22 protein-coding genes and 3 tRNA genes are annotated in these 23,569 nt (G+C 72.5%); 14 read left to right on the top strand and 11 right to left on the bottom strand.

Translation table 11 applies throughout. From position 1 onward, the window contains the following. Window positions 1–91 precede the first annotated feature (91 nt). From gyrA to DNL40_RS09245, 5 genes are all read left to right on the top strand, one after another. A complete protein-coding gene (gyrA, locus tag DNL40_RS09230; protein WP_111250956.1) occupies window positions 92–2,737 on the top strand; it encodes a DNA gyrase subunit A in 2,646 nt (881 codons plus the stop codon). 20 nt (window positions 2,738–2,757) lie between these two features. Continuing rightward, a complete protein-coding gene (locus tag DNL40_RS09235; RefSeq protein WP_245885800.1) occupies window positions 2,758–3,678 on the top strand; it encodes a DUF3566 domain-containing protein in 921 nt (306 codons plus the stop codon). Between the two features lie 109 nt (window positions 3,679–3,787). Beyond that, window positions 3,788–3,861, top strand: a tRNA-Ile gene (locus tag DNL40_RS09240). Between the two features lie 78 nt (window positions 3,862–3,939). Beyond that, on the top strand, window positions 3,940–4,059 hold the full coding sequence (locus DNL40_RS16600; RefSeq protein WP_218926027.1) for a DLW-39 family protein: 120 nt from the start codon (window positions 3,940–3,942) through the stop codon (window positions 4,057–4,059). Between the two features lie 88 nt (window positions 4,060–4,147). Continuing rightward, a tRNA-Ala gene (locus tag DNL40_RS09245) sits at window positions 4,148–4,220 on the top strand. A 56-nt stretch (window positions 4,221–4,276) separates the two neighbouring features. Here DNL40_RS09245 and DNL40_RS09250 read toward each other — a convergent pair. Beyond that, entirely contained in the window at window positions 4,277–4,723 is a 447-nt protein-coding gene (locus tag DNL40_RS09250; RefSeq protein ID WP_342766639.1) for a MerR family transcriptional regulator, read from the bottom strand. A 59-nt stretch (window positions 4,724–4,782) separates the two neighbouring features. On the opposite strand from DNL40_RS09250, the gene DNL40_RS09255 reads away from it, so the two are divergent. Continuing rightward, on the top strand, window positions 4,783–5,688 hold the full coding sequence (locus DNL40_RS09255; RefSeq protein ID WP_111250958.1) for an NAD-dependent epimerase/dehydratase family protein: 906 nt from the start codon (window positions 4,783–4,785) through the stop codon (window positions 5,686–5,688). A gap of 71 nt (window positions 5,689–5,759) precedes the next feature. Beyond that, window positions 5,760–6,602: an SDR family NAD(P)-dependent oxidoreductase gene (locus DNL40_RS09260; RefSeq protein WP_245885801.1), complete on the top strand. Its 843-nt coding sequence runs from the start codon at window positions 5,760–5,762 to the stop codon at window positions 6,600–6,602. Between the two features lie 97 nt (window positions 6,603–6,699). Here DNL40_RS09260 and DNL40_RS09265 read toward each other — a convergent pair whose 3' ends face one another. Continuing rightward, window positions 6,700–7,869 carry a hypothetical protein gene (locus DNL40_RS09265; RefSeq protein WP_146252061.1) on the bottom strand — a complete coding sequence of 390 codons (1,170 nt, stop codon included), beginning with the start codon at window positions 7,867–7,869 and terminating at the stop codon, window positions 6,700–6,702. Between the two features lie 110 nt (window positions 7,870–7,979). On the opposite strand from DNL40_RS09265, the gene DNL40_RS09270 reads away from it, so the two are divergent. Both DNL40_RS09270 and DNL40_RS09275 read left to right on the top strand, forming a co-directional pair. Continuing rightward, the gene (locus tag DNL40_RS09270; protein WP_111250961.1) at window positions 7,980–8,519 is read left to right on the top strand and encodes a peptidylprolyl isomerase; all 540 of its coding nucleotides are present in this window, start codon (window positions 7,980–7,982) and stop codon (window positions 8,517–8,519) included. Window positions 8,520–8,715: 196 nt separating this feature from the next. Further along, window positions 8,716–9,471 (top strand): rhomboid family intramembrane serine protease, encoded by a 756-nt coding sequence (locus DNL40_RS09275; protein WP_342766640.1) that lies wholly within the window; start codon window positions 8,716–8,718, stop codon window positions 9,469–9,471. A gap of 110 nt (window positions 9,472–9,581) precedes the next feature. Here DNL40_RS09275 and DNL40_RS09280 read toward each other — a convergent pair whose 3' ends face one another. Then, window positions 9,582–9,866, bottom strand: coding sequence for a cell division protein CrgA (locus DNL40_RS09280; protein ID WP_111250963.1), 285 nt, complete (start codon window positions 9,864–9,866; stop codon window positions 9,582–9,584). A 128-nt stretch (window positions 9,867–9,994) separates the two neighbouring features. Between DNL40_RS09280 and DNL40_RS09285 the strand changes: the two genes are divergently transcribed. Genes DNL40_RS09285 through DNL40_RS09295 form a run of 4 tightly spaced genes read left to right on the top strand, consistent with a single transcriptional unit; the run spans window position 9,995 to window position 12,504 of the window. Further along, window positions 9,995–10,768, top strand: coding sequence for a DUF881 domain-containing protein (locus DNL40_RS09285; RefSeq protein WP_245885802.1), 774 nt, complete (start codon window positions 9,995–9,997; stop codon window positions 10,766–10,768). Beyond that, on the top strand, window positions 10,768–11,643 hold the full coding sequence (locus DNL40_RS09290; RefSeq protein WP_245885804.1) for a class E sortase: 876 nt from the start codon (window positions 10,768–10,770) through the stop codon (window positions 11,641–11,643). The genes DNL40_RS09285 and DNL40_RS09290 overlap by 1 nt, the downstream gene beginning before the upstream one ends. After that, window positions 11,643–11,798: a DUF4175 domain-containing protein gene (locus tag DNL40_RS16190; protein ID WP_146252062.1), complete on the top strand. Its 156-nt coding sequence runs from the start codon at window positions 11,643–11,645 to the stop codon at window positions 11,796–11,798. The genes DNL40_RS09290 and DNL40_RS16190 overlap by 1 nt, the downstream gene beginning before the upstream one ends. A 4-nt stretch (window positions 11,799–11,802) precedes the next feature. Further along, entirely contained in the window at window positions 11,803–12,504 is a 702-nt protein-coding gene (locus tag DNL40_RS09295; RefSeq protein ID WP_111250964.1) for an aminodeoxychorismate/anthranilate synthase component II, read from the top strand. A 114-nt stretch (window positions 12,505–12,618) separates the two neighbouring features. On the opposite strand, the gene pknB is transcribed toward DNL40_RS09295, so the two are convergent. From pknB to DNL40_RS09330, 7 genes are read right to left on the bottom strand one after another with little or no spacing between them, the layout of a single operon-like run. Then, window positions 12,619–14,706, bottom strand: coding sequence for a Stk1 family PASTA domain-containing Ser/Thr kinase (gene pknB, locus DNL40_RS09300; RefSeq protein ID WP_111250965.1), 2,088 nt, complete (start codon window positions 14,704–14,706; stop codon window positions 12,619–12,621). After that, window positions 14,707–16,590: a serine/threonine protein kinase gene (locus DNL40_RS09305; RefSeq protein ID WP_111250966.1), complete on the bottom strand. Its 1,884-nt coding sequence runs from the start codon at window positions 16,588–16,590 to the stop codon at window positions 14,707–14,709. Next, a complete protein-coding gene (locus DNL40_RS09310; RefSeq protein WP_111250967.1) occupies window positions 16,587–18,062 on the bottom strand; it encodes a peptidoglycan D,D-transpeptidase FtsI family protein in 1,476 nt (491 codons plus the stop codon). The genes DNL40_RS09305 and DNL40_RS09310 overlap by 4 nt, the downstream gene beginning before the upstream one ends. Then, a complete protein-coding gene (locus DNL40_RS09315; RefSeq protein WP_111250968.1) occupies window positions 18,059–19,627 on the bottom strand; it encodes an FtsW/RodA/SpoVE family cell cycle protein in 1,569 nt (522 codons plus the stop codon). The genes DNL40_RS09310 and DNL40_RS09315 overlap by 4 nt, the downstream gene beginning before the upstream one ends. Continuing rightward, window positions 19,624–21,099, bottom strand: coding sequence for a PP2C family protein-serine/threonine phosphatase (locus DNL40_RS09320; RefSeq protein WP_111250969.1), 1,476 nt, complete (start codon window positions 21,097–21,099; stop codon window positions 19,624–19,626). The genes DNL40_RS09315 and DNL40_RS09320 overlap by 4 nt, the downstream gene beginning before the upstream one ends. A gap of 4 nt (window positions 21,100–21,103) precedes the next feature. Next, complete coding sequence (locus DNL40_RS09325) at window positions 21,104–21,598, bottom strand: FHA domain-containing protein FhaB/FipA (RefSeq protein WP_111250970.1); 495 nt, start codon at window positions 21,596–21,598, stop codon at window positions 21,104–21,106. A 10-nt stretch (window positions 21,599–21,608) separates the two neighbouring features. Next, window positions 21,609–22,322, bottom strand: a complete 714-nt coding sequence (locus DNL40_RS09330) for an FHA domain-containing protein (RefSeq protein ID WP_111250971.1) — start codon at window positions 22,320–22,322, stop codon at window positions 21,609–21,611. Window positions 22,323–22,680: 358 nt separating this feature from the next. On the opposite strand from DNL40_RS09330, the gene DNL40_RS09335 reads away from it, so the two are divergent. Next, window positions 22,681–22,764, top strand: a tRNA-Leu gene (locus DNL40_RS09335). Window positions 22,765–22,878: 114 nt separating this feature from the next. On the opposite strand, the gene DNL40_RS09340 is transcribed toward DNL40_RS09335, so the two are convergent. After that, window positions 22,879–23,379: a small multi-drug export protein gene (locus DNL40_RS09340; protein WP_111250972.1), complete on the bottom strand. Its 501-nt coding sequence runs from the start codon at window positions 23,377–23,379 to the stop codon at window positions 22,879–22,881. Between the last annotated feature and the right edge of the window lie 190 nt (window positions 23,380–23,569).

The following is a 23,569-nucleotide window of genomic DNA, read 5'->3' on the forward strand; positions in this document are numbered from 1 at the left end:
GCGGTGCACCCGCGGGTGCACCGCCGTCGCGCGGCTCGGTCAGGCTCAGCGGTAGGGACGCGCCCGTGGCGGCGTGGGAAGGAAAAGATCGATGACGGAAGAGACGCCGGGGACCGGCGCCGACGACAACCTCGAGGTGGACGGCGCCACGGAGCTGGCCGTCCACCACGGGCGCATCGAGCAGGTCGACCTCAACCTGGAGATGCAGCGCAGCTACCTCGACTACGCGATGAGCGTGATCGTGGGCCGCGCGCTCCCGGACGTGCGCGACGGCCTCAAGCCGGTGCACCGCCGCGTGCTGTACGCGATGTACGACGGCGGGTACCGCCCCGACCGCTCGTACTCCAAGTGCTCGCGCGTCGTCGGCGACGTGATGGGCAAGTACCACCCGCACGGTGACAGCGCGATCTACGACACGCTCGTGCGCCTGGTGCAGGACTGGTCGCTGCGCTACCCGCTGGTGGCGGGCCAGGGGAACTTCGGCTCCCCCGGCAACGACCCCGCAGCGGCCCCGCGGTACACCGAGTGCCGCATGGCCCCCATCTCGATGGAGATGGTGCGGGACATCGAGAAGGACACGGTCGACTTCCAGGACAACTACGACGGGCGTGAGCAGGAGCCCGTCGTGCTGCCGTCCCGGTTCCCGAACCTGCTGGTCAACGGCTCGGCCGGCATCGCCGTCGGCATGGCCACGAACATCCCGCCGCACAACCTGCGCGAGGTGGCCGAGGGCGTCAAGTGGCACCTGGCGAACCCGGACGCCTCCCGCGAGGAGCTGCTCGCGGCCCTGATGCAGCGCATCAAGGGTCCGGACTTCCCGACGGGTGCGCAGATCCTGGGCACCAAGGGCATCGAGGAGGCGTACCGGACGGGCCGCGGCTCGATCACGATGCGCGCGGTGGTCAACGTCGAGGAGATCCAGAACCGGATCTGCCTGGTGGTCACCGAGCTGCCGTACCAGGTCAACCCGGACAACCTGGCGGCGAAGATCGCCGACCTGGTCAACGAGGGCCGCATCCAGGGCATCGCCGACATCCGGGACGAGACCTCGGGCCGCACCGGCCAGCGCCTGGTGATCGTGCTCAAGCGCGACGCCGTCGCGAAGGTCGTGCTGAACAACCTGTACAAGCACACGCAGCTCCAGGACACGTTCGGCGCGAACATGCTCGCCCTGGTGGACGGCGTGCCGCGCACGCTGTCGCTCGACGCGTTCGTGCGTCACTGGACCACGCACCAGATCGAGGTCGTGCGTCGCCGCACCGAGTACCTGCTGCAGGACGCGGAGCGTCGCGTCCACATCCTGCGCGGCTACCTCAAGGCGCTGGACGCGCTGGACGAGGTCATCGCCCTGATCCGTCGCTCCCCCGACGTCGAGCAGGCGCGCACGGGCCTGATGGAGCTGCTCGACGTCGACCAGGTGCAGGCCGACGCGATCCTCGCGCTGCAGCTGCGGCGCCTGGCCGCCCTGGAGCGGCAGAAGATCATCGACGAGCACGACCAGATCGAGGCGGAGATCACCGACCTCAAGGACATCCTGGCCAAGCCGCAGCGCCAGCGCTCCATCGTGGGCGAGGAGCTCGAGGGCATCGTCGAGAAGTATGGGGACGAGCGCCGCACGCACGTCCTGCCGTACGACGGCGACATGTCGATCGAGGACCTCATCCCCGAGGAGGAGGTCGTCGTCACGATCACGCGCGGCGGCTACGCCAAGCGCACCCGGACGGACGCCTACCGCCAGCAGCGGCGTGGTGGCAAGGGGGTGCGCGGCACGCAGCTGCGCGAGGACGACATCGTCGAGCACTTCTTCACGACGACGACCCACCACTGGTTGCTGTTCTTCACCAACCTGGGCCGGGTCTACCGGGCCAAGGGCTACGAGCTGCCGGAGGGGTCGCGCGACTCCAAGGGCCAGCACGTGGCGAACATGCTGGCGTTCCAGCCGGGTGAGCGCATCGCCCAGGTGCTGGACCTGCGCGACTACGACCAGGCGGAGTACCTGGTGCTGGCCACCCGTCGCGGCCTGGTCAAGAAGACGCGTCTGCAGGAGTACAACTCGCCGCGTTCCGCCGGTCTCATCGCGATCAACCTGCGCGAGGACGAGGACGGCAACCCGGACGAGCTGATCGGCGCCATGCTGGTGGACTCGGACAACGACATCATCCTGGTCTCGCGCAAGGGGCAGTCGATCCGGTTCCAGGCCGACGACGAGAGCCTGCGTCCCACGGGCCGGGCCACGTCGGGCGTGACGGGCATGAAGTTCCGCGACGGCGACGAGGTGCTCGCGGCCGCCGTCGTGCTCGAGGACGCCTACCTGTTCACGGTCACCGAGGGCGGAACCGCCAAGCGCACGGCGCTCACGGTGGACAACTACCGGCAGCAGGGCCGGGGTGGTCTCGGCATCCGCGTGGCGAACCTGCCGCAGGACCGTGGGGATCTTGTGGGAGCTCTGGTGGTGGACGAGGACGACGAGGTGCTCGTGATCATGGAGCGCGGGAAGATCGTCCGGTCGGCCGTGGGTGAGGTCCGTGCCACCGGTCGGACGACGCAGGGCGTGACGTTCGCGAAGCCGGACAAGGGCGACAGGATCATCGCCGTGGCCCGGAACGTGGAACGACGTGTCGAGGAGGAGTCGGCTAGCGTTGACGGATCGGCCGACGCCGACGACTCCTTCGAGCCGGACGCTGCCGATCCCGAGGTTGACGGCGCCGACGCTCCTGCCGGCGAGACCGAGAACTGACCAGCGGACGCGAGGGAACGATGACGAGCGAGAAGAGCGCGCCCAGCAAGGGCGGTCGCACCACCACGCAGTCCGCGGCCGGGTCCGAGAAGCCCGCGACCAAGTCGGGCACGAAGGTCCCGTCCGTCCCGCCCGTGCCCCCGCCGCCGTCGGGTGGCGGGGCCGGGGAGCGCCCGAAGGGCGCGCAGAGCTCGAACGGCTCGAAGGGTGCCCAGGGGGCGACGGCCCCGGCGGGGGACGGCGACGGTGTCGCCGCGGGGGCCATGAAGGCCGCCCGCAGCGCTCTCGCCGCGGCGCGCGACGCCGCCAAGCGCGTCCAGGCGACGTCGGAGGCCGAGCCGGCCGAGGCGTCGGCCGCGCCCGCGGGCAAGTCGACGAAGCCCGCGGCCTCCGCCCGCCCCGCGGACGGCGCGGGTGCGGGGCAGCCCGCGGCGCAGGCGCGACCGCAGATGCACTACACCGCCGGCGGTGTGGGGCTGACGGGTGACCCGGCGACGGGAACCCCTGCACCCGGGTACGGCGGTCCCGGTGCGGGCCAGGCCGCTCCCGCCGCGCAGCAGGCCCCGCGGACGGCGCTGGGCGGGCCGCGGCGCGTGCGCCTGACGGTCTCGCGCATCGACCCGTGGTCCGTGATGAAGCTGGCGTTCCTGCTCGCGGTGGCGATCGGGATCATGACCGTCGTCGCCACGGCGGTGTTCTGGTACGTCATCGACGGCCTGGGCGTGTTCGCCACGGTGCAGGACTTCGTCAACGACGCCGTGGGCAACGAGACGGTGAACGTGACGCAGTTCGTCGAGTTCGACCGGATGGTGTCGCTGTCCACGCTGGTGGCCGTCATCAACATGGTGCTCCTGACGGCGATCGCCACGATCATGGCCATCCTGTACAACATCACCGCCGCCCTGGTGGGCGGGGTCCACGTGACCCTCACCGACGACTGACGTCCTCAGGGACGACGCACGTCACACCTCGCAGGCCCGTCACCGTTTTGGTGGCGGGCCTGCGGCTACGGTAAGGTCTCGTGCTGCACGCGCTCGACGGCGCGGGCCCGGGGCTATAGCTCAGACGGTTAGAGCGCTTCCCTGATAAGGAAGAGGTCGGAGGTTCAAGTCCTCCTAGCCCCACTCACCACCGGTGCTCGATCGGGCACCTACTCGCCGCAGGTCGTGTCGGCAGGGCGGCGAGGAGACGAGGAGGTCTTCGTGAAGAAGCTGTTCCTGCTCCTGATCGCTCTCGGCGCGGGCTACGTGGTCTGGCGTCGGGTGTCCGAGGGCAACGCCGAGCGCGACCTCTGGTCCGAGGTCACCGACTCTCTCTCCTGATCCCGCTCTCGCCAGCGCCTCTCGCAGGCCGCGCAGAGCACGACCGCCGCGCGGGTCCCGTAGGATCTCCGTGCACGGTTCCCCGCCAGGGGCCTTGGCGCAATTGGTAGCGCACCTGCTTTGCAAGCAGGGGGTTACGGGTTCGAGTCCCGTAGGCTCCACACCTCGTCCCCCTGCACCGACCGCATCGGTGCAGGGGGCTTCTCCATGTTCCGGCTCAGCGAGGCTGGCGGCTCAGGAAGTCGCTGATCTGCTGGTGCATGTCGGTGAGCCGCTCGATGCGCTCCGCCAGCTCGTCGCGCACCTGCTCCAGCTGCGTGGCCAGAGCCTCGTGCGCTTCCTCGGCGGCGTGCCCGGAGCACGCGAGCACGGACTCCACGACGTCGCGGGAGAAATCCATGTCGAAGAGCATGTGGATCGTTCGCGCGCGGTCCACGGCCGACGCGTCGTACTCCCGGTAGCCGTTCGGCTCCCGACGGGCGGAGATCAGCCCGTGCTGTTCGTAGTAGCGCAGGGACCGGGGGCTCACGCCACTCCGTCGGCTCACCTCACCGATCTTCATCGCGCACCAGACCTTGACATGGCGCCAGAGTTTACGCGCTTCCCGTCGGGACGGTTCCGCGCCGCTCGACGCGGGCCCCTGCACAGGCATTGACCTTGACATGATGTGAATGTCTACCCTGGCGACCTGTCCGCGAGTCGCGCGGGCAGGAGGGAGCAGAAGTGAAGGTCTTCATCACCGGAGGAACCGGCTACCTGGGAAGCGTCGTCGTCCAGCACCTGGTCGCTGGGGGTCACGAGGTCAGCGCGCTGGCCCGCTCGCACCAGAGCGCGCGGCGCCTCACCCGCGCCGGGGCCGTGCCGATCCGCGGCTCCCTCGCCGACACCCGGCTCCTCGCCGACGCCGCAGCCGACGCGGACGCCGTGATCCACGCAGCGGTCGACTACTCGATGACGGACGAGGCGGCGCAGACCGAGCTCGCCGCCGTCACCGCCCTAGTGGCGGGTGCCGGGACGGCCCGGACGGGCAAGCCCGTGATCTACACGAGCACCGGGCTCGTGTACGGGTTCGACCCCGACCACGACGCGTCCGAGGACGCCACGCTCCCCCAGGTGAGCGCACAACCGGTGAAGGTCGCCGCCGAGCGGGTCGTGCTCGGTGCCGCAGGCATCACGAGCATCGTCGTCCGTGCCGGGCTCCTCTTCGGCAGAGGCGGGAGCAGCATGATCACCGGCCTCATCGACCACGCCACGACCAACGGGAGGTCGATCTACGTCGACGAGGGCGACAACACCTGGCTGCCCCTCCACGTCGACGACCTCGCCAGGCTCTACACCCGAGCGCTCTGCCACCCGGTCGCAGGGGTCTTCAACGCCGCAGGCGAGGTCCGGTTCTCCTTCCGGGGCCTCGCTGAAGCTGTCGGGCAGCTCACCGCGACGCCGGCGGTGTCGGTCCCCCTCGCTGCCGCGGAACAGGCATTCGGCCCCGCCGCCCGAGTGCTCACCACCACGAGCAGGCTCAGCAGCTCGAAGGCACGCTCGGCCTTCGGCTGGGCTCCTTCCGACCGATCGCTGATCGAGGAGATCCTCGTCGGTTCGTACCGCGACCTGCGCGACAGCGTCGCATGAACGATGTCCACCGTGGCACGGACCGCGCGCAGGCGCAGGAGGGTGCCAGTCCGCGCAGAAGGGGACGAGACGTGCCGGGCAAGACCATCGTCATCACCGGAGCCAGCGACGGGATCGGTGCTGCCGCCGCACGCCAGCTCGTCGCCGACGGGCACGTGGTAGCGCTCGTCGGCCGGTCCCCGTCGAAGACGAGAGCCCTCGCCCAGGAGCTGGGAGCTGACCACTTCCTCGCCGACTTCACGAGGCTGAGCGACGTCCGCGCGCTGGCGACCCAGCTCCTCGCCGCATATCCCCGCATCGACGTCCTGGCCAACAACGCTGGTGGCATCTTCGGAGACCGCGCCCGCACGGCAGACGGGTTCGAGAAGACCCTGCAGGTGAACCACCTGGCCCCGTTCCTCCTGACCAATCTCCTGATGGAGACGTTGGTCGCGAGCCAGGCGTCGATCCTCAACACCTCGAGCATCGGCGCCCGGCTGTTCGGGAAGATCGACCTCGACGACCTCGGCAATGACCGGAAGTTCTCGCCCAACAAGGCCTACGGAGACTCCAAGCTGGCCAACATCCTGTTCGCTCGAGAGCTGGACCGCCGGTACAGGAGCAGCGGTATCGCCGCCGTGGCGTTCCACCCCGGGAACGTCCGCACGAACTTCGCCTCCGACACGACGAGCTTCATGCGGTGGGTATATCGCACACCGGTCAGCTCGCTCGTCGGCCTCGTCAGCCCGGGCAAGGGTGCCGAGACCCTCACGTGGTTGGCGGAAGGTGCCCCTGGTCGTGACTGGGAGCCCGGTGAGTACTACGAGAAGAAGCGACCCGCCCGAACCAGTCGGCAGGCCGCTGACGCACAGCTGGCGCACGACCTGTGGGAGAAGAGCGCCGAGCTCGTCGGCCTCCCGCCGACCGTTCGGTAGTCCGGCTGCGTCACCTGGGCTCCACCAGCACGAAGGCCGCCACCCGGACGGGTGGCGGCCTTCGTCGTCCCGCAGGGCGGGTCGGACGCGGGTGGGATCACTCCGGCTTGGCGGGGCCACCCTTGGGGCCGGGCTTGGCCGAGGACGGCTTGGAGGAGCCCTTCGCGCCGGCCGTCTTCTCCGCGCCGGCCTCGGCGGCCTCGGCGGCCGTGCCCGCAGCCTTGTCGGTTGCCTTCTTGGCGGCGTCGCTCGCGGCGTCCGCGGTGGCGTTCGCCTTCTCCGCCGCAGCCTCCACCCCGGTCTCGGCGGCGGCGGTGGCGCTGTCGGCGGCGTCCTTGGTCGCCTCCGCCGCGCTGTCGGCGGCGTCGGAGACCTTCTCTGCCGCCGACTCGGTCGCCTTCTTCGCCGTCGTCCGGCCGCGGCTGGTGGCCTTCTTGGCCGCCTCGGCGGCCTTGTCCACAGCCTCGTTCACACGCTCGGTGACGTCCTCACGGACCTCGGCGGCCCGCTCGGCCAGCTTCTCGCTCGCCTCCCGGCCCCGGGCCACCGCGACCCCGGCGGCCTCTCCGACGGCCTCGGCCGCGTCCCCGGCACGGTGCCGCGCCTCGCGGGCGACGCCGTCGTAGTCGGGAGCCGTGCTCTGCTCCCACGGCTCGGCCCAGGGGTCGTTCTGCGGCTGCGCACGCCGCCAGAAGACGTACCCGGCCACGGCACCGGCACCGGCGAGCAGGAACCAGAGGAAGCCCTTGCGGCCGCTCTTCTTGCGCTTGCCGGCCTTCTCGGCAGCACCCGCCACGGCCGCGGCAGCACCGCTGCCCGCCCCGGCCGCCTTGGCAGCGGCGTCGTTGAACGCGGTGACCACGCGCGGCAGGTAGTCGTCGACGAGCTTGTCGTGCGCGACGTCGACGGCCTCGCCCACCTTGACGTGGGCCGTGTCGACCAGCGGCACGAGGCGCTCGTGGGCCGTGTCGACCAGCGGGGCCGTGCGCCCGGCGAGCTTCTCGACCCGTGGGGCGGCCGCCTGCACGCTGTCGTTCCAGGCCCTCTCCGCGCGCGGGCGCAGCCAGTCCATGAAGTCGGTGAGCCGTGGCTCCGCCCACTCCTTGGCGTGCGACGCCGCGTCCTTGGCCTGGCCGGCGAGCACCGCCGCCTCCTTGGCCGCCTTGGACCCGGCGTCCGACACGGAAGCCGCGACGTGGGCGGCAGAGTCCTTGATCTTCTCCGCGTCGACCGCGGACACCGTCTCCGAAACGCTCTTTCGCACCATGGATCCACTCTGCCACCGGGGCGCTCACCTCGCGCGACGGACCTGCGGGGACGTCGTCGGGCGGCGCCCGCGACCTGCCCGAGCGGCCGCTTGCGTGGGAGGATGGGCGCATGTTCGCAACCCTGCACACCACCGCCGGCGACATCCGGGTCGAGCTCTTCCCGAACCACGCGCCCAAGACGGTGAAGAACTTCGTCGGCCTCGCGACCGGCACGCAGCCCTGGACCGACCCGACGACGGGCGAGGAGAAGACCACCCCGCTGTACGAGGGCGTCATCTTCCACCGGGTCATCGACAACTTCATGATCCAGGGCGGCGACCCCCTGGGCACCGGCACCGGCGGCCCCGGCTACATGTTCGACGACGAGATCCACCCGGAGCTGTCGTTCGACGAGAAGTACCTGCTGGCCATGGCCAACGCCGGCAAGCGCCGCAACCCGGTGACGGGCGAGGTCTCGGGCACCAACGGCTCGCAGTTCTTCATCACCACGACGGAGACGCCGTGGCTGACGGGCAAGCACACGATCTTCGGCAAGGTGGCCGACGACCCGTCCAGGGCCGTGGTGGACGCGATCGGGACCACCCGGACCCGCCCGGGCGACCGCCCGGTCGAGGACATCGTCATCAACTCGATCTCCATCGAGGACTGAGCCTCACGGGTGCCGCCGTCCACCGGGGCGGCGGCACCCGCACCGTCCGGAGGACTGAGCCATCTCCACCGAACAGCCGGTGCCGCCCCAGGGCGACGCACCCCCCGTGTGCCCGCGGCACCCCGACCGCGTCTCCTACGTCCGCTGCCAGCGCTGCGGACGGCCCGCCTGCCCGGAGTGCCAGCGACCGGCCGCCGTGGGCGTCCAGTGCGTCGACTGCGTGCGCGAGGCGGCGAAGACCGCCCCCCGCGTCACGACGGCGATGGGCGGGCGTGCGCGCGGCGGGCGGCCCGTGGTCACCTTCACGCTCATCGGCCTGTGCGTGGCCAGCTTCCTGATGCAGCAGGCCAGCGGGGGGCAGTGGACGAGCGCGCTCCTGTTCGCCCCCGGGATCGGCGCGATCGAGCCGTGGCGGTTCCTCACGGCGGCGTTCCTCCACGCCACGAACATCACCCACATCCTGTTCAACATGTGGGCGCTGTACGTGACGGGCCAGTTCCTGGAGCCGGTGCTGGGCCGGGCACGGTTCGTGGCGCTGTGCGTGCTGAGCGCCGTCGGCGGCTCGGTGGGTGTGGTGCTGCTGAGCGACCCGGTGCAGACGGGTGTGGGCGTGGCGTGGGGTCCCAGCGTGGTGGGCGCCTCCGGCATGGTGTTCGGCCTGTTCGGCGCGATGGTGCCCGTGCTGCGGCGCCTGGGGTCGAACGCCGCGCAGGTGCTGGTGCTGATCGCGATCAACGCGGCGATCGGGTTCGTGGTGCCGGGCATCGCCTGGGAGGCGCACCTGGGCGGGCTCGTCACGGGGTTCGCGCTGGGTGCGGCGTTCTCACGGGCGCCGCGGGATCGGCAGCGGCTCGTGGGCTGGCTGGCGCCCGTGGCCCTGGCGGTCGTGCTGGTCGTGCTCACCCTGTGGAAATACTCGGCGACAGGGTGGCTCGGGCTCGTCTACGGATGAGCCGAAAGTACCTCTGACCTGCGGGGATGTACCTCAGGCGCGTCATCCACAGGCGGGAAACTACATCTGTGGAATTCCCTGTCGCCTGTGGATGACGCGCCCCGTGAGGATCACTTCCAGCGGGTGGTGAGCGCGAAGCCCGCGATGATCAGCACGAACCCGACCAGCAGGTTCCAGGCGCCCAGCGGCGGCACGGGGAACCCGCCCCCGGCCCGGGCCGACGTCAGGTAGTAGACGACGATCCACGCGAGCCCGAGGAGCATCAGCCCCAGCATGACCGGCACGAGCCACGGCGGATTGCCCTGCGGCTTGCCAGGGATCTTCGCCGGCTGGTCACCGGCGTCCTGGGGCCGGGCCACCACGGTCTTCTTCTTGCGGGACTTCGACTCGGGCACGAGACGCGCTCCTGTCCTGGTTGCTCTTGCCGTAGCTCTTGCCGACGGTCGGTGCCAGGCCGGCCACGGACGACGATTCGTCCACTAGCGTAGTGGTCGGCAGGCCGCTGCCCGGACAGGAGGTGAGCGTGGATCCCCGCGTCGTGCGCCGGTTCAGGCTGCTCGGGCGTCGCGCCCCGGACCGCGCGCGCCCTGCCGTCACCGTGGGGGTCGTCGCCGCGCTGGCCGGGCTCATGTTCACCGCCAGCGCCCAGCTCTCCGGCGGCAGCGACGCCCGCCACCCCTCCGACCTGGCCGAGCTGGTCCAGGCGGAGTCGCGGCGGGTCGACGACCTCACGGCCCAGGTGACCACGCTGCAGAGCCAGGTCACCCGGCTGAGCCAGGCCGCGTCCGTGGACATCCCAGCCGCCGATCCCGACCTCGTCCGGCGCGAGTCCGTGGCCGCGGGGTCCGTGCCCGTGTCCGGACCGGGCCTGACCGTCCAGCTCGACGACGCCCCCGCCTCCAGCCTGTCCATCCCCGGCGTCCGTGCCGACGACCTGGTGGTGCACCAGCAGGACCTCCAGCACGTCATCAACGCCCTGTGGGCTGGTGGCGCCGAGGCCATGACGCTCCAGGGCGAGCGTGTCACGGCGACGTCGGCGTTCCGGTGCTCCGGCAACATCCTCCTGCTGCACGGCAAGGTGTTCAGCCCGCCGTACGTGGTCGAGGCGATCGGGGACCCCGCCGCCATGCGGGCCGCGCTCGACGCCTCCCCCGGGGTGCGGACGTACCGCGACTACGTGGACTGGGTGGCCCTCGGCTGGAACGTGCGCGCCTCGGACGAGCTGGCGCTGCCCGCCTACACGGGATCGACCGAGCTGCGGTTCGCCCAGGTGCCGGCCGGCACGGAGGTGCGCTGATGGCGATGGCGGTGCCCGCACCGCGCGGGTACGTCCCCCGCCACGCGACGCCGCCGGCCGCGCTGCGCCGCAGCGCCGCCCCCGCACGGCGCAACACCCCGCCCCGGCGTGCACGGCGGGGGGCTCCGCGCGAGAGCGCGGGCAGCATCGTCATCGGCGTGCTCGGCGAGCTGCTCATCACCGCCGGCGTCCTGCTGGGCCTTTTCGTGGCCTGGCAGCTGTGGTGGACCGACGTCGTCGCGGTGCGCGAGCAGGCCCAGATCCTCGAGAGCCTGGAATGGACCCCGCCCCCGGTGGAGGCTCCCCAGGCGCCCACCGAGCACCGGGAGGCCCCGCCGCAGGAGCCGGTGCCGCCCGTGGGCGACGTCTTCGCCCAGGTGTACGTGCCGAAGTGGGGGTCCGACTACGTCGCGCCCATCGCCGAGGGCGTCGACAAGGAGAAGATCCTCGACAGGATCGGCGTGGGCCACTACCCGGGCACCGCCATGCCGGGCGAGCTCGGCAACTTCGCCACCGCCGGGCACCGCACCACCTACGGAAAGCCGTACCACCTGGTGCACGAGCTTCAGCCAGGCGACCCCATCGTCGTCCGTACCCAGAGCACCTGGTACGTCTACCGCGTCACCGAGCACCAGATCGTGCTTCCCCAGCAGGTCGAGGTGATCTCCCCCGTGCCCGGGCTCAAGCCCGGTGACCCGCTGCCGGAGCTGACCAAGCGATACATGACGATGACGGCCTGCCACCCCATGTACTCGGCGCGGGAGCGGTACATCGTGCACGCCGAGCTCGACTACTGGACGCCCGTGAGCGAGGGCGTGCCGACCCAGCTCACCGAGGCCGGCGTCAACGTGGTGGGCGCCGGAGGTGGTGCGTGATGTACGGAGCACTGTGGCGTGCGCTGCCCGGGCCTGGCTGGTTCCGTGCGCTGGTCATGGTCGCGCTCCTGGTGGGCGCGGTCGCCGCGTGCTTCCAGTGGTTCTTCCCGTGGCTGAGCACCTACGTCCCGATCAACGACAACACCGTAGGCTGAAAGCATGACCGCGCAGATCTCGGCCCAGAGCCTCCCCGAGGCCGGGGCCACGGCGCCCCGGATCCTCGTCGTCGACAACTACGACTCGTTCGTCTACACGATCGTCGGCTACCTCGACCAGCTCGGCGCGCGCACCGTCGTCGTGCGCAACGACGCCGTGCCCGAGCCTGACGCCGACGGCGTCTTCCACGACGAGGACGGCACGCCCTTCGACGGCGTGCTCGTCTCCCCCGGCCCTGGCACGCCGCACGACGCCGGAGCGTCGGAGGAGGTCATCCGCGCGTGCGCCCGCTCCCGCACCCCCATGCTGGGCGTGTGCCTGGGCCACCAGGCCCTCGCCGAGGTGTACGGCGCCACCGTCTCCCACGCGCCCGAGCTCATGCACGGCAAGACGAGCCTGGTGGAGCACGACGGGACCGGGGTGCTCTCCGGCCTCGCCTCCCCGTTCACCGCCACGCGGTACCACTCGCTCGCCGTCGAGCCGGGCTCCGTCCCGGACGAGCTGGTCGTCACCGGTACCACCGCGTCGGGCATCGTCATGGGCGTCCAGCACCGCGAGCTGCCCCTGCACGGGGTGCAGTTCCATCCCGAGTCCGTGCTGACCGAGGGCGGCCACCGCATCCTGGCCAACTGGCTCGCGGTGTGCGGTGACGCCGGGGCCGTCGAGCGCTCGGCCGGGATGGCACCGCTCGTGCACACCGCCTGAGCACCCGTCCCCCAGCACGTCGTCGTCAGCACGACGTCGCCCGCGGAACGACCGAAGGGCCCCTCCCGTCTCCCGGGAGGGGCCCTTCGTCGTCATGCGGACGTGGTGCCCGGCTCAGCCCTCGTCGCCACCGTCACCGTCGTCCGGGGCGGTGGGGCTGCCGGTCGGGGTCGGGGACGGGCTTCCGGTGTTCCCGCCGCCGTTGCCGCCTCCACCGCCTCCACCGCCGCTGGAGATCACGACGACGACCGTGGTGCCCTCGTCCACCTGGGTGCCCGCGGCCGGGTCGGTCGAGATGACCCGGCCGGCCTCGACCTGGTTGGACGGTGCCTGCGCGCGGCGCGCGTTCAGCGCGTACTGGCCGAACGTGTCCTGCGCCTCGTCCCACGTCATGCCGCGGACGTCCGGCACGCTGGTCGTCTCCGTCGGAGGCTCGACGGCGATGCTGATCTCGACGGTGGTGCCCCGCTCGACGTTGCCCGGGGCGGGCCGCTGGCCGATGACGGTGCCGGGGGCGTGCTCGGCGCTCGGCTGGTCCCGCTGCGAGGAGTTCAGCCCGAGCTCCTGGAGGCGCGCCAGCGCGTCGTCACGGCTCAGGCCCGTCAGGTCCGGGAGCTCCACGGTGCCGTCGGAGAGGAAGACGTTGATCGTGTCGCCCTCCTGGACGGCCTGACCGGTCGGCGGGTCGGTCCGCGTCACGGCGTCGCGCGCCACCGTCGGGCTCGGTTCGCGCTCGACGGCGCCCCACACCAGGCCGGCCGCCTCGATCGTCCGACGGGCCTCCTGCTCGGACTGGCCGACGACGTCCGGCACACCGATGGTGTCCGGGCCGCCGGAGAAGAACACGCGGACCGTCGAGCCGAGGGCGGCCGTGGCGCCGCCCTCCGGGTCCTGCCGGGTGAAGGTGCCCTCCGGCGCGCTCGAGTCGCTGTCGATCTGCGCCTGGAACTCGAAGCCGGCGTCCGTGATCACCTGCTCGGCCTGCTCGCGCGTCACACCCTGCTGCAGCACGGGCACCGTCCCCTCGGTGGGGGCGTCCTCGCCGCCGTTGAGCACCAGCGCGATCACGATGGCGGCGATCGCCAGCACCGCTACCGTGATGAGCGTCCACATGAGCGCCTTCTTGCGGCGCTGGTCGCCGTCTTCGGGGTCCGGCGCACCCACGGGCGTCCCCGCCGGCGGTGACACCGGAGCACCGGTGGTCCCCCACGGCGAGGCGGCGGGGTTCATGACCTGCGTGCTGCCGTCGCCGTACCCCGGTGCACCGTAGGCCATGGTGGGGGCCCCGGCGGCGGCGCCGGCCGCGGCCAGCCCGGCGGCCACGGTCGGCGCACCGATCGCGCCGCCGCGCATCGCGGCCTCGAGGTCGGAGCGGAACTCCGCAGCCGACGAGTAGCGGGAGTCGCGCTCCTTGGCCAGGGACTTGAGCGTGATGCGGTCGAGCACCTCCGGGACGTCGGAGGCGATCTCGCTCGGGCGCTGCGGCGCCTGGCCCACGTGCTGGTACGCGACCGCCACCGGCGAGTCGCCCACGAACGGGGGGCGGCCCGTCAGCAGCTCGAACAGCAGGCAGCCGGTGGAGTACAGGTCGCTGCGGGCGTCGACCTGCTCGCCGCGGGCCTGCTCGGGGGACAGGTACTGGGCGGTGCCGATGACGGCGTGCGTCTGCGTCATCGTGGCCGCGGAGTCGGCGACGGCGCGGGCGATGCCGAAGTCCATCACCTTGACCGCGCCGGTGGGCGTGATCATCACGTTGGCCGGCTTGATGTCGCGGTGCACGATGCCCGCGTGGTGGCTGTACTCGAGCGCGCTCAGCACGCCCACGGTGATCTCGACGGCCTCCTCGATCGGCACCGCCGCACCGTCCTGGAGGATGTCGCGCACCGTGTGGCCCTCGACGTACTCCATGACGATGAAGGGCACGTGGACCTGGCCGCCGGCCGAGTCGGTGTGGATGTCCTCGCCCGTGTCGTACACGGCCACGATGGACGGGTGGTTGAGGGAGGCCGCCGCCTGCGCCTCACGGCGGAAGCGCGCCAGGAAGGACGGGTCACGGGCCAGGTCGGAGCGCAGGACCTTGATCGCGACCGTCCGGCCGAGCCGGGTGTCGTGCCCGATGTGCACCTCGGCCATGCCGCCGCGGCCGATGAGGTCACCGACCTCGTAACGGCCGGCGAGTACCCGGGGAGTGTTGTCCACCACTCAAACGTCCTTCGGAGTCGGGGTCGCGCGCACCGTGGCTCGCGACTCGTTGGAGAGCATCATCCCAGAGTCGGCCGGGCCGTAGGGCGCGGCGACCGCGGCGGAGACGTGTGTCGTGGCGAAGCCCACGGCGGAACGCTGCGAGGACCCGTCGGCGGCGGTGCGGACCAGGGTGGCGACCAGCAGCACCACGAGCAGGCCGAGCAGCGCGACGAGCGGCCACGACAGCTTGCCGAGCGGTCCGAGCCGCAGCCCGGTGGTCGTGGAGGAGCGGCGCGGCACCACGACCTCGCGCTCGCCGGTCTCCCGCGCCTGGCGGCGCACGTCGGCACGGCGCTGCGGCTCGGGGTTCCGGTGGGCGTCCGACCGGTGCTGCGCGGTGGCGCGGGGGGACGCCGGGCGGCGCACGTCGTGGCGCGTCTCGTCACCCTCGCCGCGCCCGCTGCGGTGGTCGCTCCGATGGTCTCCGCGGGCCGACCGCGACGCCGCCCACGGCTCGGCCTCGGCCTCGGGCTCGCGGCGCCCGTCGCCCCGCCCCTCGCTGCGGGACCCCTCGATCCGGGAGTCCGCGCGCGACGGCGTCGGACCGACCGCCTCGGTACGGGTGCCGTGCCGGGCGTCAGCGTCGCCGTGCAGCTCGCGCCGCGGCCGGTACGAGCGCTCGGCCGGGCGTGCGTCGTCGCCGGCGGCAGGTGAGGCCGCCCGCGCCGTCTCGCCGAAGGACAGCGCGCCGTCGGCCGGCGGCGTGACGGGTGCACGCCCGGCACCGCCGGCGGGACCACGCCCCCCTGCGCCGGGGCGCGAGCCCCCCACGGCGGCAGGCTCCGCAGCCCCCGCACCGACGGTGGGCGAGGCGCCCGGCGTCCGCGTCGGGTCGGCGTGACGGCCGGCGTCCTTGGCCTTGGACAGACCCGCGGCCCCGACGGCGCCCAGCGCCCCGCCCACGACGCCGGCAGCCCGGCGACCGGCGGTGCCGGACGGCGCGGCGGCGGCCTTCGCGCCCAGACGCCGTGCCGTGCGCGAGCGGGCGCCCAGCGGGTCGGCCGCGATGTCCCGGGCGAGGGCCGTCAGCTCCTCCGCCAGGGCGCCCGCGGAGACGGGCCGGCGCGCGGGGTCCTTCTCCAGCAGCCGCATGATCAGCGCCGACAGCTCCGGGTGCACCGTGGTGGGCAGCGCGGGCACGGGGTTGTTCACGTGCGCGACGGCGATGTCCACCGGCGTCTGCCCCGTGAAGGGGCGGCGGCCCGCGGTGGCCTCGTAGGCCATGACGCCGAGGGCGTAGACGTCGCTGAGCGGGGTGGCGGGCTGACCCACGGCCTGCTCGGGCGACAGGTACTGGGCCGTGCCCATGACCATGCCGGTGGCCGTCATCGGGGCCTGGTTCGCCGCGAGGGACACCCCGAAGTCGGTGATCTTGACGACCACGGGAGCAGTCGAGGAGCGCGAGCGCTCGAGCAGCACGTTGCCCGGCTTGACGTCGCGGTGCACGACGCCGGCCTCGTGCGCGTGGTGCAGGCCCCGCGCGGTGGCGGCCAGGATCGGCAGCAGCTTCTTGGGCGGCAGCACGGGCTCGCGCTCGAGCAGGTCGGCCAGCGGCTCGCCCAGCACCAGCTCCATGACCAGGTAGCCGGTGCCGTCCTGCTCGCCGTAGTCGTACATCTGCGCGATGTTCGGGTGCGACAGGGCGGCGCTGTTGCGCGCCTCGGTGCGCAGGCGCTGGAGGAAGTCCTCCTGGCCGGTGTACTCCTCGCGGAGCACCTTGACGGCCACCTCGCGGCCCAGGAACGTGTCGTCGGCGACCCAGACCTCCCCCATGCCGCCCACGGCGAGGCGGCGGGTGAGCCGGTAGCGGTCGCCGAGGGCGAGCCCGACAGAGGGTCTCATCGGCCGAGCACCGCCTGGATGACGGCACGGGCGATGGGGGCGGCCACGCGGCCGCCGGTGGCCTCGTTGCTGAGGGTGCCGCCGTTCTCGACCACCACGGCGACCGCGACCTGCGGGTCCTGCGCCGGCGCGAACGCCGTGAACCACGTGTGCGGCGGGGTGTTGGGGGCGGTCTGCGCCGTGCCCGACTTGCCGGCCACGTCCACGCCGGGGATCTGTGCGGCCGTGCCGGTGCCGTTGCGCACCACGCCCACCATCATGTCCGTCAGCGCGGAGGCGGTGGACGGGGAGACGGCGTCGCGCACCTTGCGCGGCGAGGCGTCCTGGACCACCTCGAGCGACGGGTCGCGCACCGTCTGCACCAGGTACGGCTGCATGAGCTCGCCGCCGTTGGCGATCGCGGCGGAGATCATCGCGACCTGCAGCGGCGTCGTGGCGACGTCGCCCTGGCCGATCGCAGACAGGGCCACGCGGTCGGGGGTGAAGGCGTCGCCCGCGGCGGGGTAGTTGCTCGCCGCGGAGGACATGGGGATCTCGAACCGGCTCCCGAACCCGAACTTCTCGGCCTGCTCGCGGATCGCGTCACCACCGAGCTGCACGCCCAGGTCCGCGAAGGCCGTGTTGCAGGAGATGCGCAGGGCGTCGGCCAGCGACATCTCGTCGGTGGGCGAGCACACCTCGTCACCGAAGTTGCGCAGCTCGGTGCGCGTGCCCGGCAGCGTGTAGCGGTGCGGTGCGGGGATCGAGCTGTCGGCCTGGTAGGTGCCGGACTCGAGCGCCGCGGCGGCGTCGACCAGCTTGAACGTGGAGCCGGGCGGGTAGTGCGTCGAGATGGCCCGGTTCGTCATCGGGTTGCCGTCCGCGTTCAGCAGCTCCTGGTAGGCGGCGCCCGCCTCGCGCGTGGAGTGCACGGCCAGCACGTTCGGGTCGTACGACGGCTTGGACACCATCGCGAGGATCTTGCCGGTGGACGGCTCGACGGCCACGACGGCGCCGCGCTGGTCGCCCAGGGCGTCCCACGCCGCCTGCTGCACGGCCGGGTCGATGGTGAGCTCGACGGACGAGCCCTCCGTCTTGCGCCCGGTCAACAGGTTCTGCAGGCGGCTGACCCACAGGGCGTCGGCCTGGCCGTTGAGGAACGAGTTCTCGCTCCGCTCGATCATCGTGGTGCCGTTGACCAGCGAGTAGAAGCCGGTCACCGGCGCGTACATCTGGGCGCGCTGCGGGTCGCCGTCGGCGTAGACCCGCTGGTACCCGAAGGGGCTGTCCACCGGGGTGGAAGCGGCCACGGGCTGGTCGCCCACCACGATCGGGCCGCGGGCGTTGCCGTACTCGCGGTAGATCTTGCGGACGTTCCGGTTGTCGTTGTTGAGCTTGTCCGCCTGGACGTACTGGACCCACGAGGTGGACACCATGAGGGCCAGGAACATCACCATGACCACCGAGGCGAGGCGTCGCAGCGTCGTGTTCACCGGTCACCTCCCTGGTCTCCGTGCGGCCTGACGATCTCGGTGGGTGTGGTGCCTGGTCGTGAGACCACGCGGGCACCTGTCTCGACGTCGGGCTCGTGCCCGCCGCGGGCGTACGCGTCGTCCCCGTCCTCCTCGCGGGTCCCGGTGGCCTTGCGGCCCGGGCCCACCTGGCCGCGCACGGGCAGCGCCGACGGGCGCCGCGCGCTGTCGGAGATGCGCAGCAGCAGCGCCACGATGATCCAGTTGGCGAGCAGGGACGAGCCTCCCTGGGCCATGAACGGCAGCGTGAGGCCCGTCAGCGGGATCAGGCGCGTCACCCCGCCGACGACGACGAACAGCTGCAGTGCCACGACGAATGCCAGACCGCCGGCCAGCAGCTTGCCGAACCCGTCGCGGACCCCGAGGGCGGTGCGCAGGCCGCGCTCCACCACGATCAGGTAGAGCAGCAGCACGGCGAGGAGCCCGGTGAGGCCGATCTCCTCGCCCAGCGACGTGTAGATGAAGTCGGAGAACGAGAACGGCACGAGGTACGGGTAGCCCTCGCCCCACCCGGTGCCGAACAGCCCGCCGTTGGCCATGCCGAACAGGCCGGAGACGACCTGGCCGGAACCACCGCGGCGGTTGTAGATCTCAGGGTCGAACGCGTGCAGCCACACGTCGATGCGGGCGCCGACGTGCGGGAACGCCTGGGCGGCCGCGAACGCACCCCCGCCGAACATGAGCAGGCCGATCAGCACCCAGCTGAACCGCTCCGTGGCCAGGTAGAGCATGGCGACGAAGAGGCCGAAGAAGAGCAGCGAGGTGCCGAGGTCGCGCTGGAACACGAGGACGGCCAGCGAGGCGCCCCACACGATCAGGATGGGACCCAGGTCGCGCAGGCGCGGGAGCTGGAGCCCCAGCACCTTCTTGCCCGCCAGCGCCAGGGTGTCGCGGTTGGCCACGAGGTACCCGGCGAAGAAGACCGCGAACGCGATCTTGGCGAACTCGGCCGGCTGCAGCGACAGGCCGCCGACGTGGATCCAGATCTGGGCGCCGTTGATGCGCTGGCCGATGCCGGGCACGAGCGGCAGGGCCACGAGCACGAGGCCCACGATCATCGCCGTGTAGGTGTAGCGGCGCAGCAGGCGGTGGTCCTTGAGGAACCAGATGACCAGGCACGCCAGGATGATGCCGAGCGCCGACCACTGCATGTTGCGGGCCGCGTTGGCACCCTCGGCCCCGGGGGTGCCGGAGAGCTGGATGCGCTGGATCATCGCCAGGCCCAGGCCGTTGAGCAGCACCACGGCGGGCAGGATCGTCTGGTCGGCCCACGGGGCGCGCAGCCGCACGACGATGTGGGCGCCGAGGGCGAGGGCAGCCAGCGACAGCGACTGCGCCCAGAAGCTGCCCGGCAGGGCGCCGTCGAGCGACAGGTGCACGAGCGCGAACGCCCCCACCCCCGCGGTCAGGGCGACGCACAGCAGGAAGAGCTCGGCGATGCGCAGAGGCCGGCGCTGCCGGGGCGCGACCGTGGCCCCGCGCTCGTCCTCGACGGGAGCGCCGTGGACGTTCTCGAGCGCGCTCATCCGGTGCCCTCCTCGGTGGCGGGTGCGGCCTCGGGAGCCTCGACCGCCTCGACCGGGCTGGGGGACGGTTCCTGGGCCTCGGGGGCCGGCTCCGGCTCGGCGGGCGGCGGCTCCGGGGTGGGTTCGGCGGGTGCCGGAGTCGGCTCCTCCTCCTGCTCCTCGGGCGGCAGCGCCTCGGCGATGAGCCGTTCGGCGCGCGCGCGGGCGTCCTCGAGGGACGACGCACGGATGGTGCCGTCCAGGCGGTCCACCCAGTAGGCGGGCAGCTCGTCGACCCGGGTGCCCGTCAGCTCGACGGGCTCCGAGAGCGTCAAGGGTCCGGCGCTGGCGGGGATGCCGCGGTAGACGGCCACCTGCTCGTCGGCGACACCCACGTAGTACTGCTCCTGCGTCCAGCCGTAGGCCTCCCAGGCGCCGTAGCCGAGGGCGCCGAGCACGATGACGGTGGCGAGCGTGGCGACGACGGGGTGCCGGCGCGGCTCGGGGCGCGCGTCGGCGTCGTCGGCGTCGTCCTCCTCGTCGAGGTCGTCCACGTCGTCGTCCTGCGACCGGTCGACGTCGGCGTGCTCGGGGCCGTCCGTCGCCGGTGCCGGGTCGGTGCCCGCGTCGAGCCCGGGCAGCGGGCCGTCCGCGGACGCGGCCCCCACCACCTGCACGCCGCCGACGGCAGGCTCCGCCGCCGCGGGGATGCCCGGGTCGTCGGCCTCGGGCGAGGTCTCGGCCTCGTCCACCGGCGCCTCGACCTCCTCGTCGACGACGTCGGCCACCACCACCGTGATGTTGTCGGTGCTGCCGGCACGCATCGCGGCCAGCAGGAGCAGGTCCGCCGCCTCGCCCGGGTCCGGCGTCTCGGTGAGGATCTCCGTGAGCAGCTCCGGCGGGACGAAGCCCGACAGGCCGTCGGAGCACAGCATCCACCGGTCCCCGACCTTCGCCTCCCGCACCGACATGTCCGGTGCGAGGTCCATGTCGAAGTCGCTCAGCACCCGCATGACCACGTTGCGCTGCGGGTGGTGCTCGGCCTCGTCCGGGGAGATGCGGCCCGTGTCGACCAGGTGCTGGACGAACGTGTGGTCCACGGTGACCTGCGTCAGCGCGCCGTCGCGCAGCAGGTAGGCGCGCGAGTCGCCCATGTGCGCCATCACCAGGGTGCTGCCGGTGCGCAGCAGCGCCGTCACCGTCGTGCCCATGCCCGAGAGGTCGGGCTCGGCGGCGCTCGCCCGCACGAGGCCCTGCCGGGCGTCCTCCACGGCCGCCTCGAGATCCGCCAGGGCGTCCTGCGGGCCGTGGTCCGGGGTGTCGAGCGGCTCCAGCGCGGCGATCGCGATGCGCGAGGCGATGTCTCCGCCCGCGTGACCGCCCATGCCGTCGGCCACCACGAGCAGGTTGGGGCCGGCGTAGGCCGAGTCCTGGTTGTTGGAGCGCACGAGCCCGACGTCGGACCGCGCGGCGTAGCGCAGGGAGATCACCACCGCGTCATCCCTGCAGCTCGACGACTGACCGGCCGATCTGCACGCCCACACCCGGGGGCAGCGGCACGACGCCGGTCACCTGCTGCTCCCCGATGAACGTTCCGTTCGTGGAGCCCAGGTCCTCCAGGTACCACTGGCCCCCGTCGGGGAAGATCCGCGCGTGACGGCTCGAGGAGTAGTCGTCGTCGAGCACCAGCGTGGAACCGGGCGAGCGCCCGATGAGGATGGACGAGCCGGTCAGCGGCAGCGACGTGCCCTGCAGGGGGCCGGCCACCACCACCAGGCGCGACGGACCACGGCGGCCACCACCCGCGGGCGGTGCGGGCGGAGCGGCCGGCGCGGCGGCGACGCCCGCGCCCTCACGACCGCGGCGGCGGGCGGGCTCGCGAGACGTCCGGGTGGACAGGTCGCGGCGCAGCACGCCGATCGCGGTGAGCACGAACACCCAGAGCAGCACCAGGTAGCCCAGCCGCAGCAGGGTGAACGTCAGCTCGCTCATGTCGGCCCGATCACCAGTCCTCTTGCTCGGCGGCGGCCGAACCGGACCAGAACATGATCCGCGTGCGGCCGATGGTCAGGGTGTTGCCGTCCAGCAGCGTCGCGGCCGGCACCTGGTGCCCCTCGACGTACAGGCCGTTGGTGGACCCGAGGTCCGTGGCGACGACACCGTCGGGCGTGACCCGGATCTCCAGGTGGCGGCGCGAGACGCCCGGGTCGTCGACCACGATGTCGGCGTCGGCGTCGCGCCCGATCACGGTGACCGGGCCGGTCAGCAGGTAGCGCTGGCCGTCGATGTCGATGAGCGGGTGCCGGGTGCTGGGAGCGCTCTGGGTCGCGGGTGCCACCGCACCGCGCACGCTCGCGCTGCGCACCTGGAAGCGGCCGCCCGTGAGCTCCTCGCGCTCCTCGAACGACACGCTGACCGGGCCCACGAACGCGTAGTGCTGGCTCGCGGCGTACTCGGTGAGGCTCGTGGCCAGCTCGTCGGCGAGCGTCTCGGCTCCCCACTGCTCGATCTGCGCGAAGTCCTGCGGCGAGAGCTCGACCGTGAAGTCGTTCGGCGCGACCGTGCGGTCGCGCCCCATCACGGCGGCCCGGTCGTCGAGCTCGCGGCGCAGGCGGCTCGCCAGCTCCACGGCCTTCACCTCACCATGGCCGATCTTGGAGAACGCGTTGTTCATCACGCGCTCGACGCCTTTTTCGAAGCGGTCCAGGACGCCCATGCCACCTCCTCTCGCGGGCCCGTCGCACGTACTTCGTGCCGTCGTCGACCCCCTCGCATCGCCCCGGCGGCCGGTCGAGGGCCATGGAAGCTCTCGATGGCGCAGGTGGCGAGGCACGGACGACGTCGCGGGCAGACTACATAGATCGTAGGCAGGCGCACAGCACCGCCGCCCGTGTTCGTGTGAACGCTTCGGGGACGGTCAGGGGAAATCGCCCGTCACGAGCCGGTTCCGGCCCTGTTCCGGGGCCTGTCACCGGTCCGTCACGGGCCCAGGCGAGGCGCCCGCTGGCCGCCTCACCTGGCGCTGGGTGACCGATTCGGGGCTCCGGCGCCAGCGTGCTAATGTTCTCCAGCACGCGCGAGTGGCGGAATAGGCAGACGCGCACGGTTCAGGTCCGTGTGCCCGAAAGGGCGTGGGGGTTCAACTCCCCCCTCGCGCACGTGGCACGAAGGCCCCGGTCCAGACGGACCGGGGCCTTCGTCGTTCTCCGTCGGTGGTCGTGCGTCGCCCCGACGACGTGCGCCGCGCTGACGACGCGCTCAGGGCGCCACGCTCAGCCGCCGAGGCCCAGCAGCTCCAGCCCGTTCACGGCGGCGACCGCCGCCACCACGCACCACAGCACGGTGGCCGCGCCGATCCAGACGAAGGTGCGGGCGGCGCCCACGCCGGCGGCGACTGCGGCCAGGGCCGAGAGCTGGGTGCCGAGCCCGAGCGGCCCCACGAGAGCCAGGAGCGGCAGCCCGCCGCGAGCCATGACGCGGTCGATGCGGGCCTGGCGCCGGGCGGCCCTGTGGGCGCGGCGCTCCTCGGCCTCGGCGTCGGCGCTGCGGGAGGCGCGGCGTGCGCGCCACGCGGACCAGCGCTCCTTGATGCGCTCGCCGGCGAACGCGGCCAGCCCCACGGTCAGGAGGTTGCCGGTGGTGCCGGCCATGATCACGGGCACGGTGGGCAGGCCGGCCACGATGCCGGCGGGGATCACCACCACGGCCTCCAGCCACGGGATCGCCCCGCCCAGGAAGGTGGCTGCCAGTCCCCACCAGACGTCGGTGCTCATCTGCCTCGCTCCCCGTGCCGGCACATGGGAGAGCCCGCGGGGTGGAGGAGATCTCCCGCCGCGCTGGACGAGGGCGCGGCACCCGCGGGCTCCGGTGGTCGCGATGGTCTCGCTACCGGTCCCGTGCGTCACCCGCCCCGTGACGGGGGCTGGTGACGCGAAGCTCAGGACGCGCTAGCGCGCGGCCACC

The organism is Xylanimonas oleitrophica (assembly GCF_003244315.1).
Taxonomy (GTDB): domain Bacteria; phylum Actinomycetota; class Actinomycetes; order Actinomycetales; family Cellulomonadaceae; genus Xylanimonas_A; species Xylanimonas_A oleitrophica.

Coding starts and splice junctions, on each gene's coding strand:
- gyrA (WP_111250956.1), top strand. CDS start 92: ATGACGGAAGAGACGCCGGGGACCGGCGCCGACGACAACCTCGAGGTG.
- DNL40_RS09340 (WP_111250972.1), bottom strand. CDS start 23,379: ATGAGCACCGACGTCTGGTGGGGACTGGCAGCCACCTTCCTGGGCGGG.
- DNL40_RS09270 (WP_111250961.1), top strand. CDS start 7,980: ATGTTCGCAACCCTGCACACCACCGCCGGCGACATCCGGGTCGAGCTC.
- DNL40_RS16190 (WP_146252062.1), top strand. CDS start 11,643: ATGTACGGAGCACTGTGGCGTGCGCTGCCCGGGCCTGGCTGGTTCCGT.
- DNL40_RS09315 (WP_111250968.1), bottom strand. CDS start 19,627: ATGAGCGCGCTCGAGAACGTCCACGGCGCTCCCGTCGAGGACGAGCGC.
- DNL40_RS09295 (WP_111250964.1), top strand. CDS start 11,803: ATGACCGCGCAGATCTCGGCCCAGAGCCTCCCCGAGGCCGGGGCCACG.
- DNL40_RS09250 (WP_342766639.1), bottom strand. CDS start 4,723: ATGTCAAGGTCAATGCCTGTGCAGGGGCCCGCGTCGAGCGGCGCGGAA.
- DNL40_RS09330 (WP_111250971.1), bottom strand. CDS start 22,322: ATGGGCGTCCTGGACCGCTTCGAAAAAGGCGTCGAGCGCGTGATGAAC.
- DNL40_RS09235 (WP_245885800.1), top strand. CDS start 2,758: ATGACGAGCGAGAAGAGCGCGCCCAGCAAGGGCGGTCGCACCACCACG.
- DNL40_RS09305 (WP_111250966.1), bottom strand. CDS start 16,590: ATGAGACCCTCTGTCGGGCTCGCCCTCGGCGACCGCTACCGGCTCACC.
- DNL40_RS09325 (WP_111250970.1), bottom strand. CDS start 21,598: ATGAGCGAGCTGACGTTCACCCTGCTGCGGCTGGGCTACCTGGTGCTG.
- DNL40_RS09290 (WP_245885804.1), top strand. CDS start 10,768: ATGGCGATGGCGGTGCCCGCACCGCGCGGGTACGTCCCCCGCCACGCG.
- DNL40_RS09265 (WP_146252061.1), bottom strand. CDS start 7,869: ATGGTGCGAAAGAGCGTTTCGGAGACGGTGTCCGCGGTCGACGCGGAG.